Genomic DNA, 12,779 nt, shown 5'->3' on the forward strand with positions numbered 1-12,779 from the left:
TAGCCAGCATTACGCTTACCTTGAAAGGTGATATTGGTGTTTTGGGCTATGAATAGTAAATATCTACCACCGGGCGATGGTAGGGGTAATAACATCATCAGACAAATTAGCTTGAATATCATTAGCGTTACTAAGTAAGTGATTAGCTATCCGCTTGAGAAGAAAATTGATTAAAAGTATCGACTCCAGCTTGAGCACAATCTAAGTCTTGCCTAGGGGCACCTGAACTTACTCCTATCCCACCGATCACCTTGCCATCAAATGTAATAGGTAAGCCTCCTCCTACGATACAAAAACGACCTCCTAGGGCCGTATGAATACCAAACAGTTGATTGTCATGCCCAGGGACACAGGCTTGATTGACTTCATGGGTCGCCTTACGAGCCGATGCTGCTGTGAATGCCTTATCTTGAGAAAGAATTATACTGTGTATTTTACCGCCATCCATACGCTCAAAGGCGATTAAACTTCCGGACTCATCGACAACAGAAATGCACATAGGTACCCCCAATGACTTTGCTTTATCTACAGCACCTTCAATGATCAGTTTTGCTTCCGCTTGATTTAATCTATTTAGGGTTAACATCTCTTATCCTCATCAACTTAAAAATAATGCCCAAGCGCCTTTACTACATCATTAAAGATCCCACGTATCATCTCAACTGTGACTAGCTAATCTGATACTCATTGATATAAGGGCTGGCTTGTTACGCTTATATGCTTACTCCGGTGAAACGGATTCTTCGACATAACCCAACTCTGCAGATAACGCCTTACCTGCCACAATTAAATCATGTACCCATTCATCCTTTCGCCGCTCGATGGGAGCAGACACAGACAAACCAGCGACCACTTCACCATATCTGTCATGCAACAAGACACCGATACAGCCGACACCCATCTCTGCTTCTTCATTATCGAAAGCATAACCTTGCTCGACACATGCCATACATTCATCCATCAGAGTATCGAATGACGAAAATGTCTTACGTGTATAGGTAGGTAAATTAGTCCGTTGAACGTAGCCTTTAATCCCTTCCTTACCAGCCATACCCAACATCATTTTACCCACCCCAGTAACATGCAATGGAGCACGACTACCAATAATCTGTTGCACATGCATCATCCTATTTGGAATCGCTTTTTCAATGTAAATAACCACATCACCCTCACGTGTCGTGAGGTTGATGGTTTCGCCAAAGTTATCCCTTAGTTTTTCCATATAGGGTATGGCAATTTTACGAAAGTCGACATTTGTATTTGGGTAATTACTCAGCCTTAATAGCCTGCCACTTAATAGATATTTCCCCGTACCGTCTCTTTCAACAAAGCGATTATCGATTAACGAATGCAGTATGCGAAAGGCCGTAGACGGCGCTAAGTTGGTATCGGCACTCAAGGCTTTAAGTGTGACTGGCATGGAGTAGCGTGATATTGCATCTAGCAACATAGCAGCCCTATCAATCACTTGAATTCGAGTTTTAGTTTTAGTTTTAGTTTTAGTTTTAGTTTTTTCAAGATTATTACTGCTCATAATCACAACGCTTATTTTGAATAATGTAGTTAAAACTACAATAAAACGAATTCCAAATTGATGCAAATTAATTCCACATTATGAAAGCACTGGAATTTCTTATTCCCCCACAAAGAAAAATACCTATATTTTCAATCTGATAACTTGATCACCTAGTGGTGACGCTTCAAAGATTCCACTATACGAAATTTAAACCGATTGCGTGAAATTAGTAGCTTCCATAAAGTGAAATTGAAATTTATTAACTCAAAGTAATAACTTGCATCGATTAAGAATCGCCGCCCACCCTGGTGAATCGATGTTTATCTATACGCAACGAGCAGGATGAGTATTGAGAGGAAAATATGAGTAGTGCAACCGAATCGACTATGTACATTCCAACCTATGATGATGTGCTTGTAGCTCATGAACGCATTAAACCTTACATTCATGAAACACCAGTATTAACTTCTCGTTTCTTGAATGAATTAACAGGTGCAGAGTTATTTTTTAAATGCGAAAACTTACAAAAAGCAGCCGCATTTAAAGTACGCGGAGCCTGTAATGCAGTATTTGGCTTAACCGACGAAGAAGCAAAAATCGGTGTCGCCACCCACTCTTCGGGAAATCATGCACTGTCTTTGGCATACGCCGCGGGACAACGTGGGATTGACGTTACTGTAGTGATGCCAAGAACGGCTCCCCAAGCAAAGAAAGATGCCGTGATAGGTTATGGCGGTACCATAGTCGAATGTGAGCCATCCACCAGCTCTCGTGAAGCGGTGTTTAGCGAAGTTGTGGCACAGTCTGGTGCTGATTTTGTTCATCCTTATAACGATCCACGAGTTATCGCAGGTCAAGCAACCTGCTCTAAAGAGCTGATTAGTCAGGTTGATAATTTAGATATTGTGATTGCCCCAATTGGTGGCGGAGGCATGATATCAGGCACATGTCTCACCTTATCGACAATTGCCCCAGAAATTAACGTTTATGCGGCAGAGCCCCTCAATGCAGATGATGCCGCGCGTTCATTAAAAGCCGGATACATCATCGCCGATGATGCCCCAATACCGTTGCCGATGGCCTTAAAGTGCCCTTAAAAGATCTGACTTGGCACTTCGTAAAAAACCATGTAACCGATATTTTAACCGCTACCGAAGAAGAGATAGTAGCAGCGATGAAACTGATTTGGATGCGCATGAAACTGGTTATAGAGCCTAGCAGCGCAGTGACTCTGGCGACGATTTTGAAGAACCCTGAGGTATTTAGAGGCAAGCGAGTTGGGATCATTATTACCGGCGGAAATGTTGATTTAGACAAGCTTCCCTGGATGGATAAATAAGGCCGATCCGCGTTGGTTAACTAATAACTATTAATAGATGGAGATTAACATGACAACAACAAACAATTTAGAAGTGGGTTATGACGTTCCGGCATTACCGGGGATGGCAGAAGCCGATATTCAAACCCCCTGCTTGGTGGTCGATCTAGATGCGCTAGAGCGCAATATTCGTAAAATGGGCCAGTTTGCTAAAGAGATGGGAGTTCGCCATCGAGTGCATGGCAAGATGCATAAATCTGTAGATATTGCCCTACTACAAGAGCGTTTAGGTAATAGCTGTGGAGTATGTTGTCAAAAGGTGTCAGAAGCAGAAGTGTTTGCTCGTGGGGGGATCAAAGATGTTTTGGTATCAAACCAGGTGCGTGATCCGGCTAAAATTGACCGTTTAGCCCGCTTGCCAAAATTAGGGGCTCGTACCCTCTGCTGCGTCGATGATATAGACAATGTCGCTGAACTCGGTGCGGCCGTTAAAAAGCACAATACTGAAATTGAATGTTTAGTCGAGATTGACTGTGGAGCCGGTCGTTGTGGTGTCAGCGAAGGTCAACCGGTTGTTGATATCGCCAAAGCTATTGCCGCAACCCCAGGGCTAAAATTTGCAGGAATTCAAGCTTATCAAGGCGCGATGCAGCACATGGAAAACTTCCTTGAACGCAAAGAAAAAATCGATATCGCCTGCGCCATGGTCGCTCGGACGGTAGATATGCTCAAAGCCGAAGGCTTGGAATGTGACATTGTGGGTGGTGGTGGCACAGGTTCCTATTACTTCGAAGGTAATTCTGGCGTATTTAATGAGCTACAGTGCGGTTCTTATGCATTTATGGATGCTGATTATCAACGTATTCATGATGCAAAAGGTCAAAAAATATCAGAATTCGAAAACTCATTATTCATATTAACCTCAGTGATGAGCCATACCAAAGCCGATAAGGCAATTTGTGATGCTGGACTTAAAGCACAATCCGTCGACAGTGGTTTACCCTATATCTATGGACGTGATGATGTGGAATACATCAAATGTTCAGATGAACACGGTGTAATTTCTGACCCGAGCGGTGCGCTAAAAATTAATGAAAAATTAAGACTGGTGCCAGGGCACTGCGATCCAACCTGTAATGTTCATGATTACTACGTAGGAGTTCGTAACGGTAAAGTGGAAACACTCTGGCCAGTGTCTGCTCGCGGAAAAGCCTACTAATCCCGATGACCAAAAGTCTATAAACAAGCAATAAAAGTTTCACGTTTCTCCCGAGAGCGAGGATAAAAGAGTTTTTGCTAACGCTTCATTAGTTCCCAACTAAATCTGTGCCCCTGTATTTATCAGGGGCAGTATCGAAGTATTACAGCCTTTTAAACTCGCCTTTGGGAGCTTTTTTAGTCGTCCTCGAACATAGCCGGGAGACTAACAATAAACTTACTTTTCCATCTTCCTCCCTTAATATTGATCTAGGGGGATTGCCATTATTCTAGGAAATAAACAATGAGTCATTCAAATCAAAATGATAATAAAGGCGTAACTGTAGTATCAGAAGCAGTATGTCAACAGATCATGGGCAGGGCTGATGCCTTCACCGCCGTAGAAAACGTATTTTCAGCTATGGCTAAGGACACAGCCTATAACTTCCCAGTGATCCGTGAAGCCATTGGTCATGCTGATGCCCTTTATGGATTCAAATCAGGCTTTGACCGCGTCGGTATGGTGTTAGGATTAAAGTCAGGTGGTTATTGGCCAGGTAATATCGACAAAGGAATAACTAATCATCAATCGACAGTTATTTTATTCGATCCAGATACTGGAAAGCTCAAAGCCCTGGTTGGCGGGAACTATTTAACAGCAATACGAACAGCGGCGTCATCAGCAGTCTCAATCGCTCATCTGGCCCGTAAAGATGCAAAAGTATTAGGAATGGTCGGTGCAGGACACCAATCAACATTTCAATTACGGGCAGCTCTTGAGCAGCGCAATTTTGAAAAGGTTGTTGCATGGAACAAGGAGCCAGAAAAACTGACTGCACTCGCCGTAATATGTGAAGAATTATCATTGCCTTTTGAGTCTGTCAGCCGTGAATCACTTTGCGCTCAAGCTGACGTTATCATCACCATAACGTCGGCATTTGAAGCATTAATCGACCAAAGTTGGATTAAACCAGGTACGCATATCGCCTGTATGGGCACAGACACCAAAGGCAAGCAAGAAGTTGATGCCCATCTACTCGCTAAAGCAAGAGTTTTTACCGATGAATTAGCGCAATCGACCACAATTGGTGAAGCCCAACACGCGATAGCAGAGGGATTAATTAACCAAGCTGACATTATACCTATTGGTGATGTCATCAATGGTACTAAAGCAGGCCGAACGTCCGATGATGAAATCACCTTATTCGATGGCACAGGTGTGGGTTTACAAGATTTAGCCGTTGCCTCGGTAGCATCTGAGTTAGCCGAAGCAAAGGGCCTAGCGACCTGCTTTAACTTATAACCTCACATGGGGATGACACAAAGCCTGCCTGACAGGCTTTTACAAATTCAACTTTCTGGTTTAAGTTTGCTGCGTTGATAATAATAAGGTGTAGAAGTAATGATGAAATTAAATGTGTATCTTTCTGGTGAAATTCATACGGATTGGCGAGATCAGATTATTCAAGGCTGCCAAGATACCGATTTAAATATCGAGTTTTCTTCGGCTATCACAGATCATGAAGAAAGTGACAGCGCCGGGGATATACTGGGTGAAGTACTGGCTGGTGATAAGCAAGGCTTTTGGCGAGATCATAAATCAGCAAAGGTAAACGCAATAAGAACGAAAACATTGATAGCCGCATGCGATATCGCCATTATTCGCTTTGGTGATAAATACAAGCAGTGGAATGCAGCCTTCGATGCAGGCTACTGCGCCGCCCTCAATAAGCCCTATATCACGCTACACAGTACAGATATCATCCACCCTCTTAAAGAGGTCGACGCCGCAGCTCATGCCTGGGCAACCGATGTTGATCAAGTAGTGGCAAGTCTGAAGTACCTTTGCAAGTAGTCATCAGTTAAATCCATTGACTAGAATTGGACGCTCGAGTCATGCTGAGTTATTCGAAGAATATACCACTGGATATCTTTATTTTATTTCTTTAGCGCAAATGGTGGAGGGAGAAGGATTCGAACCTTCGAAGGCTGAGCCGTCAGATTTACAGTCTGATCCCTTTGGCCACTCGGGAACCCCTCCTCAATTGCGGCGGCAATAGTAGTCACAAACTACTAGCGTGTAAAGCCTCTATTTGAAAAAAAGCTAAAGTTTTGGTTTAAGCGGTCGATTAACTATCAACGAGTTGATTTATTGATGTTTTTTTATGCTATCGAGTTCAGTATTAGTAAATGAGTCACAATTAGGCACTAGGCTTAATCATGCGATAGATAATGGTCGTCGGGGAGAGTTTGCCCTGTTATTAGCCATGTTATCTACCGATGCGCGTGATATGGCTCAATTTCAAACTGATCAGCTGGGAAAAAACAGTGATGACCAACTGAGAGCAAAGTTTGATATCGCAAAACCTCAGCAATTAGTTAGCGATCTGTCAGTGGATAGCTCGCCGATAGAACACAGTCGTATATTTAGAGAGGGCGGTGCTCGCGCTTTTCAATTGGCCCAAGCTATTCAAGCCGAAGCTATGGTCACCCGAGGAATTGAACCCGTGGAGATGCAAGAGGTACTGACAAATTGTGATCTATTAACACGAGAAAAGTTTATCAGGTCAAAATCGAATGACCTTGACTATGGTTATTCAATAGATCTCGACCTCCCTCATTTTGTCGATATTCTTTCTCAGCAAAGACAGATGAGTCGAATCATTGAGACATGTTAACCAGCGCTTATCATCTTAGGATTCAGTCAAGTGAAATCCTGATACCCTAGTCGTATTTAGAATGACTTAATGGCCACTAAATTTATTGCTTTTTATTGTTGAAATTTGAGGTATCTGACAATGCCTCAATGACATTGGCGTATAATGCTGAATAATGTTCATTTACGAGACTGATGTTCCATGAAAAATATTCAGAATGCACAATCCGCCCTAGTTAATGATACCTGTAATGATTGCGGTAGTTATGCCGATATTGGCGCCGTGATCGATGAACACGATAGGCAATTGGTCGTTTGCTTCACCGGAGAAGAAGCCTTGGCTGAGTCAGAGTTATTGCGAGATAAAGTTCAAGCCAGATTCGATAATGTCAGGGTCGAGTTAATGAGTGTAGATTCTGATATTAGCCTAACGATTGATTTTGCTTTTAGTGCAGAAAAAATGATTTTCCAATTAGAAAATTCGATATAACATTATAGCCTTGTTGCTCAAAAGTAATATTGTGTGTAGGCTAAATCAAAAATAATAATACCAATAATAGTTTCAATAACTTTGAATATATTAATCATAATTATATGAAGCTTTGAGTGGGCAATTTTGCTTACTTTTTAGGGATATTCTTGAAGAAGCGTGAGTATCAAGATTTATTAGAGTGCATCGTTAACTCTGCAGAAAAACAAGTTGGTGATTTTCAGAAAACGACTGAGTTGGCGACTGAATTACTCTGTCAGCAACTTGCTGTCACCTATGTGGGTGTCTGTATGCTCTCTTGTAAAGATAACCAAATTAGCTCGACTGCTAGTTATGGTCCCTTGCTGTCTGCTGTTTATTCACGTCCCGCCCCCTCAGATTGTCCAGATTATATTGCTGAACTCAGAAGCAAATGTTTGATAGATATAAGCGATGTGAATCTGGATCCCAGAGTCACAGAGATTGCTGATGTCTATTTCAAGCCTAAAGGGATCATGTCCTCCCTGGATGTCGCCATTAGAATTAACGGCCATCTCGAAGGTGTCTTGTATCTTGAAAGAACATCTGCGGCTTCTTGGACCGATAGTGAGATTCATATCGCGACTCATGTCGCCGATCAACTCGCGCTGACTCTGGCAACGCGCAATGCTTATGAAAAAGATGAGAGACTAACCTTACTGCTCAGTGCCGATGAAGAGTCAGAGCAGGTGAGTATGTTGATTAACTTGAAAACAGATTTGATCGAATATGTAAACCAAGCTCATGAGTTTGTCTCGGGTATCCCTAAGCATCAAATCATCGGGGAGTCATTCAAACGACTCGACTTTATTAAACAACACCCGGAACAGGCAAAACTCGTCTTAGAAAAGGTGTCAATGGGCTCAGTGGCTAAAGGAGAGAGCCAAGTTGTACGTGCAGATGGGAGGCAGTACTGGCTCAGGTATTCAGTGAAACAATTTATTACCGAACGAGGTAATCATTACGCACTGGTTAAAGCCGATGATATCTCAGAAGAAAAGCAGTATCAGGCCAAATTAGAGCATTTAGCTTGGCGTTGTGGCTTGACTGGGCTCTATAACCGCAGCTATTTCAATAAAGAGTTAGAGCACTGTAAATCGGGTCAGCTGATCCTGATCGACCTCTGTGGTTTTAAACGTTTCAATGATGCCTATGGTCATAAAAGTGGTGATGCATTACTGATTGAAGTAGCCAGACGCCTGAAGCATTGCGCTAATGTCAATAAAACCGAACAACTTGCCAGAGTTGGCAGCGATGAGTTTGCGATTATTCTTCCCAAGCAAAATCAAATTGATATGGACTATATTACCGCCAGATTATACAGTCAGCTGACTCTACCGGTAATCATAGGCCGTGAACAGATCCAACCTAAACCGGCTCTGGCTATTGTAGATATCGAGTCTGTCGAAGACAGCTTCGCTCCCTTAGCCTGTGCCGATATAGCGCTACAATACGCGAAGAAAAAACAAAGCGATAAGATCCAAGTTTTTAATAATGCTTTACTCAATAGCTTCAAAGAAGACGCGCAGATAGAGCGTGACCTGAAAACTGCGCTTAGGGGCAGAGAGTTCGAGCTTTACTATCAACCCCTTAAAGATCTTAAAAGCAAAAAATATATCGGTGCGGAGGCCTTGATTCGTTGGCACCACCCTAAGAAAGGGGTGCTGTATCCAGGCGCTTTTATCAATATTGCCGAGCAAACAGGCTTGATAAATGCGATTGGAGCTTGGGTGTTGGAAGCAGCGTGCAGGCAACTTAATTTGTGGCAACATCATCAAATTAATATTTCTATGCATGTGAATGTGTCTGCTCGTCAATTCTTCAGTGGTAACCTTTTCGAACAGGTGTGGAATTTAATATCGCGCTATCGACTTCAACCCGATTCGCTGATTTTGGAGATCACAGAGACAGAGCTGATGGAAGACATAAATTATGCGACTAACTTATGTACTGAGCTCTCTGAACTCGGTGTAGGATTAGCTATCGATGACTTTGGTACTGGCTACAGCTCGATGCGCTATCTGAAACAGTTCCCCATCAGTAAGCTTAAAATTGACCGTTCGTTTATTTCTGATCTTACAGTAAGCCGAGAGAGTCGTGAGATTGTGAGCGCCATCATAGCGATGGCTTCGGCGCTGAACATATCCTTAACTGCCGAGGGGGTAGAGACTAAGGAGCAAGAAGATTTCTTATCGGAACATCGATGTCATCAGGCTCAAGGGTTTCTTTACAGTCCCGCCTTGAGAGAGTCTGATTTTAGCCAGTTTTTATTTAAATCCAATCCCGAGCTGGTTCATTAAAAAGGCCTGTTCATCTATCTGTCGTTTCAGTGCTGTGATTGAGACATCATAGGCAACACTGTTTGAATTTCTTACCACTGCCACAGAGGCAAGCTTGGTTACGTTTAGGGAAAATTGCGTCGAACTGCTCTCCCTGAGTATAAAGCCACTCTCCTTCGATACACTGGAAATCTGAGCGCTCGTGAATCGCGTTGATACTTGTGTCATCTTTATACCAAGCTTGGAATTCAACTTGCCCTTGTAGGTCAGTGCCTGATGAAGAGATGATTTCCAGTGACAACCAGTGAGTTTCCGGACTTTGAGCTAAGCTGTTAGCCGTGAGACCATGCAAGTATTCGGGATGATGAGTGGCAATTAAATAGTCATACAGTTTCATGACGAAAGCCGTATAGCGACTTCGCATCAAGTGTTCAGGACTGGCTGCTTTTAGGGAGTTAGAATGAAATGGTCTACAGCAAGTGTGATATAAAAGCGCTGTGTGCTGGGTGCTATTACCACAAGGGCAGGCAATGTTAGTGTTGTTCGACATGGATCTCGGCTGTTAGCGGTGAAAATTGACGGCCATAATACAGATCTGGGGAGGGTTTTGCATTGTAGTAAAATGGCGTCTCTGAACGATTGTTGGTGTCGACGGTCAGATACCACTTACCATCGGCATTCTTTTTAGAGACATTGACAAATTTTCCGGCAAATTCACTGATAGGCTCTTCGGCATCTTTAGCTGGGTGAAATCGGATCAGGTAGTAGCCTACATCTGTCGCGTTATTGGTTTCCATTTGACGCTCTACGACTCTAAAGTCGACTTCGATACGGGCTTCTTTGTGTTTAATCTTACCAAAAAACGTCTTATAAACCGCGATGATGTTGTCACGGCCCATGGTGATGCCCTTACTTTGATTTTCAGGGACATAGCAGGCATCTTCAGCATAGATATTCTCAACTATTCCTGCATCTAGCTGATTAAATGCCTGTGCAAACTGGGTATATAGTTGATTAATTGCTTTATTGTCTTCTGACAGCGCCATTGCCGGCTGTATCATATACAGAAAAGAGAATAGACCAACTAAGATAACTTTTATTAATGACATTAAATTTTTCTAATCCACCATTACTTATGTCACTATAATAGATGACCTTGATTATCTAAAGTTTTAGTTCTTAACAAAGTGTGTCCAGTGGAGGCGAGCGTGGTTTGTCATAGAAAAAGGGCGCTGTAATAAAGCGCCCTAAATCGTTTATGTCATTAATCTGAATGACTCAAGTGTTTAATTCCTATCGGCTTAACAGAATCACCATCCACATTGGCGGTTAGCCTGAGTGTTTTGCTCATTTAACCAAACTTGTAACGGGGCAAAGTAATCGAGTACGGCACTGGCATCCATCTCTGGGTTACCGGTAACCACTTTCAATGCTTCCGGCCATGGACGGCTCAGCCCCATCTCCAGCATGGTATTGAGTTTACTGCCAGCTTCTTTATTGCCATAGATGCTACATCTGTGCACGGGACCCGTATCACCTGCAGTCTCACACAGCGACTTGTGGAATTGAAACTGTAAAATGTGGGCGAGGAAATAACGCGTATAAGGGACATTGCCCGGTACATGGTATTTAGCACCTGGGTCGAAGTCATCTTCACTTCTCTCGATGGGAGCCTTCACTCCCTGGTATTTCTCTCTGAGACCCCACCAGGCTTGGTTGTACTGAGCCGGTGATATTTCACCGCTGAACACTTTCCAGCGCCACTGATCGATCATCAAGCCAAAAGGCATAAAGGCAACTTTATCTAATGCTTGCTTGAGTAACAGGCCGATATCTTTCGACGCATCCGGGACTTCATCGAGTAGACCTATCTGTTTCAGATAACTCGGAGTGATAGATAATGCAATCGTGTCACCTATGGCCTCATGAAAACCGTCATTCGCACTATTTTTGAAGATAAATGGCTGGTTCTTATAGGCACGTTGATAATAGTTGTGACCTAACTCATGATGAATAACGGTAAAATCTTCAGCCGTTTTCTGAATGCACATCTTGATCCGTATATCATCCAGGTTATCCAGATCCCAAGCAGATGCATGACACACCACATCACGATCTTTGGGTTGGACGAATAATGAGCGCTCCCAGAATGAGTCGGGTAGCTCATCGAAACCGAGTGAACTGAAGAAGCTTTCGGCTTGTTTAACCATTTTGATTTCATCATAGTCATGCTCGGCTAGCAGCTGAGTGACATCATAGCCAGGATCTGCATCTTGTGGCGAGACTTTATCATAGACATTGCCCCAACTTTGCGCCCACATATTACCCAGCAGATGAGCCGGAATAGGTCCATTGGCCGGTACAACTTCATCGCCATAGGCTTCATTGAGCTCGCCACGAACATAACAGTGCAATGAATCATAGAGGGGCTTAACTTGGCCCCATAGTCTGTCTAATTCATTGGAGAACTCATCGGGCTTCATGTCATATTGACTGCGCCATAATACAGATAAATTTTCGTAGCCAAGATCTTTGGCGCCTTCATTGGCTAATTCCACCTCACGCTCAAATAAAGGGCGCATGGGTTTAGCGATTTCACGCCAACCTTTCCACACTTCGAGCAATAATTTTGGATCGCTGGACTCTGCCATGATTGCCGACAGTTCCGGTTGAGTTAAACAGCGGCCGTCATCGAAACAATATTTCCCCTTGCCGTACAAGCCATTGAGTTGTGAACTTATCCCGGCTAGTTCGGCATTTTTTTCCGGATCGAGTGGGGCGGGAAGGACCAATGAGCTGCGTAATATATTGAGTTTACGCAGACTCACATCATCCAGGTTTAAATCGCTATACTGAGCGGCCTGAGTTGCTAACCTGACTGAGGTTGCGGTGAGTTTTTCAGCCGCAGACGCTGACAGGGCCGCCGTATCGTCGGTAATGAAATTACTGTAGATCCACTCGGCGCGGTTTATCTCGACTGACAGCTCGCTTAATGTTTGTTCAGACTGCTTTAGAAATTGCTTAGCCTCTTCAGCTTTAGATAAATCTGAGTGATTTTCATCATTTTGAGAGGAGTTACAGGCGGATATTCCCAGTGAAAGCGCAATAACCAGCGAAAGATGGGAAAGCTGTGGCTTAGAAAGTGACATTAATTCAGTTCCTTTGTTGTTTTTGTGTTGAGCATTTTAACCAAAAACCAACTATTTAAAAGTAGAAGGGACTAAAAGAACTGGAATTGAGTGTAAATCTAGCTGTAGCCTGCAATTGGCGAATAATTTTGTTTGACAAAATGTGAACCAATGTTT

Annotated in this window: 13 protein-coding genes and 1 tRNA gene; 8 read left to right on the top strand and 6 right to left on the bottom strand. The window is 43.1% G+C overall.

Translation table 11 applies throughout. The features are described 5' to 3' along the window. Window positions 1–142: 142 nt before the first annotated feature. The gene (locus tag FM037_RS15085; protein WP_144046667.1) at window positions 143–586 is read right to left on the bottom strand and encodes a GlcG/HbpS family heme-binding protein; all 444 of its coding nucleotides are present in this window, start codon (window positions 584–586) and stop codon (window positions 143–145) included. A gap of 135 nt (window positions 587–721) precedes the next feature. After that, the gene (locus FM037_RS15090) at window positions 722–1,534 is read right to left on the bottom strand and encodes an IclR family transcriptional regulator (protein WP_144046668.1); all 813 of its coding nucleotides are present in this window, start codon (window positions 1,532–1,534) and stop codon (window positions 722–724) included. A gap of 344 nt (window positions 1,535–1,878) precedes the next feature. Here FM037_RS15090 and FM037_RS15095 point away from each other — a divergent pair, with 344 nt between their 5' ends. From FM037_RS15095 to FM037_RS15110, 5 genes are all read left to right on the top strand, one after another. Beyond that, window positions 1,879–2,613 carry a pyridoxal-phosphate dependent enzyme gene (locus FM037_RS15095; protein ID WP_267874764.1) on the top strand — a complete coding sequence of 245 codons (735 nt, stop codon included), beginning with the start codon at window positions 1,879–1,881 and terminating at the stop codon, window positions 2,611–2,613. Then, entirely contained in the window at window positions 2,604–2,855 is a 252-nt protein-coding gene (locus tag FM037_RS29985) for a pyridoxal-phosphate dependent enzyme (RefSeq protein ID WP_267874765.1), read from the top strand. The genes FM037_RS15095 and FM037_RS29985 overlap by 10 nt, the downstream gene beginning before the upstream one ends. A 49-nt stretch (window positions 2,856–2,904) precedes the next feature. Further along, entirely contained in the window at window positions 2,905–4,053 is a 1,149-nt protein-coding gene (gene bhcC / locus FM037_RS15100; protein WP_144046669.1) for a 3-hydroxy-D-aspartate aldolase BhcC, read from the top strand. A 282-nt stretch (window positions 4,054–4,335) separates the two neighbouring features. Next, entirely contained in the window at window positions 4,336–5,334 is a 999-nt protein-coding gene (gene bhcD, locus FM037_RS15105) for an iminosuccinate reductase BhcD (RefSeq protein ID WP_144046670.1), read from the top strand. 102 nt (window positions 5,335–5,436) lie between these two features. Beyond that, window positions 5,437–5,886 carry a YtoQ family protein gene (locus tag FM037_RS15110; protein WP_144048973.1) on the top strand — a complete coding sequence of 150 codons (450 nt, stop codon included), beginning with the start codon at window positions 5,437–5,439 and terminating at the stop codon, window positions 5,884–5,886. Window positions 5,887–5,987: 101 nt separating this feature from the next. Here the strand turns inward: FM037_RS15110 and FM037_RS15115 are convergent. Continuing rightward, window positions 5,988–6,072, bottom strand: a tRNA-Tyr gene (locus tag FM037_RS15115). Between the two features lie 124 nt (window positions 6,073–6,196). On the opposite strand from FM037_RS15115, the gene FM037_RS15120 reads away from it, so the two are divergent. The 3 genes from FM037_RS15120 (at window position 6,197) to FM037_RS15130 (ending at window position 9,495) form a co-directional block, all read left to right on the top strand. Next, window positions 6,197–6,709 (top strand): VC2046/SO_2500 family protein, encoded by a 513-nt coding sequence (locus FM037_RS15120; protein WP_144046671.1) that lies wholly within the window; start codon window positions 6,197–6,199, stop codon window positions 6,707–6,709. A 180-nt stretch (window positions 6,710–6,889) separates the two neighbouring features. Then, complete coding sequence (locus FM037_RS15125; protein ID WP_144046672.1) at window positions 6,890–7,177, top strand: DUF406 family protein; 288 nt, start codon at window positions 6,890–6,892, stop codon at window positions 7,175–7,177. Between the two features lie 149 nt (window positions 7,178–7,326). Beyond that, entirely contained in the window at window positions 7,327–9,495 is a 2,169-nt protein-coding gene (locus tag FM037_RS15130; RefSeq protein ID WP_144048974.1) for a sensor domain-containing phosphodiesterase, read from the top strand. A gap of 46 nt (window positions 9,496–9,541) precedes the next feature. Here the strand turns inward: FM037_RS15130 and FM037_RS15135 are convergent, their stop codons facing one another. The 3 genes from FM037_RS15135 to FM037_RS15145 form a co-directional block, all read right to left on the bottom strand. Then, the gene (locus FM037_RS15135; protein WP_144046673.1) at window positions 9,542–10,024 is read right to left on the bottom strand and encodes a YchJ family protein; all 483 of its coding nucleotides are present in this window, start codon (window positions 10,022–10,024) and stop codon (window positions 9,542–9,544) included. After that, a complete protein-coding gene (locus tag FM037_RS15140; protein ID WP_144046674.1) occupies window positions 10,008–10,583 on the bottom strand; it encodes a YybH family protein in 576 nt (191 codons plus the stop codon). Before FM037_RS15140 ends, FM037_RS15135 begins: the two co-directional genes overlap by 17 nt. A gap of 201 nt (window positions 10,584–10,784) precedes the next feature. Continuing rightward, window positions 10,785–12,623, bottom strand: coding sequence for a M2 family metallopeptidase (locus tag FM037_RS15145; RefSeq protein ID WP_144046675.1), 1,839 nt, complete (start codon window positions 12,621–12,623; stop codon window positions 10,785–10,787). Window positions 12,624–12,779: the final 156 nt, after the last annotated feature.

The sequence above is a fragment of the Shewanella psychropiezotolerans genome (genome assembly GCF_007197555.1).
Classification (GTDB): Bacteria; Pseudomonadota; Gammaproteobacteria; order Enterobacterales; family Shewanellaceae; genus Shewanella; species Shewanella psychropiezotolerans.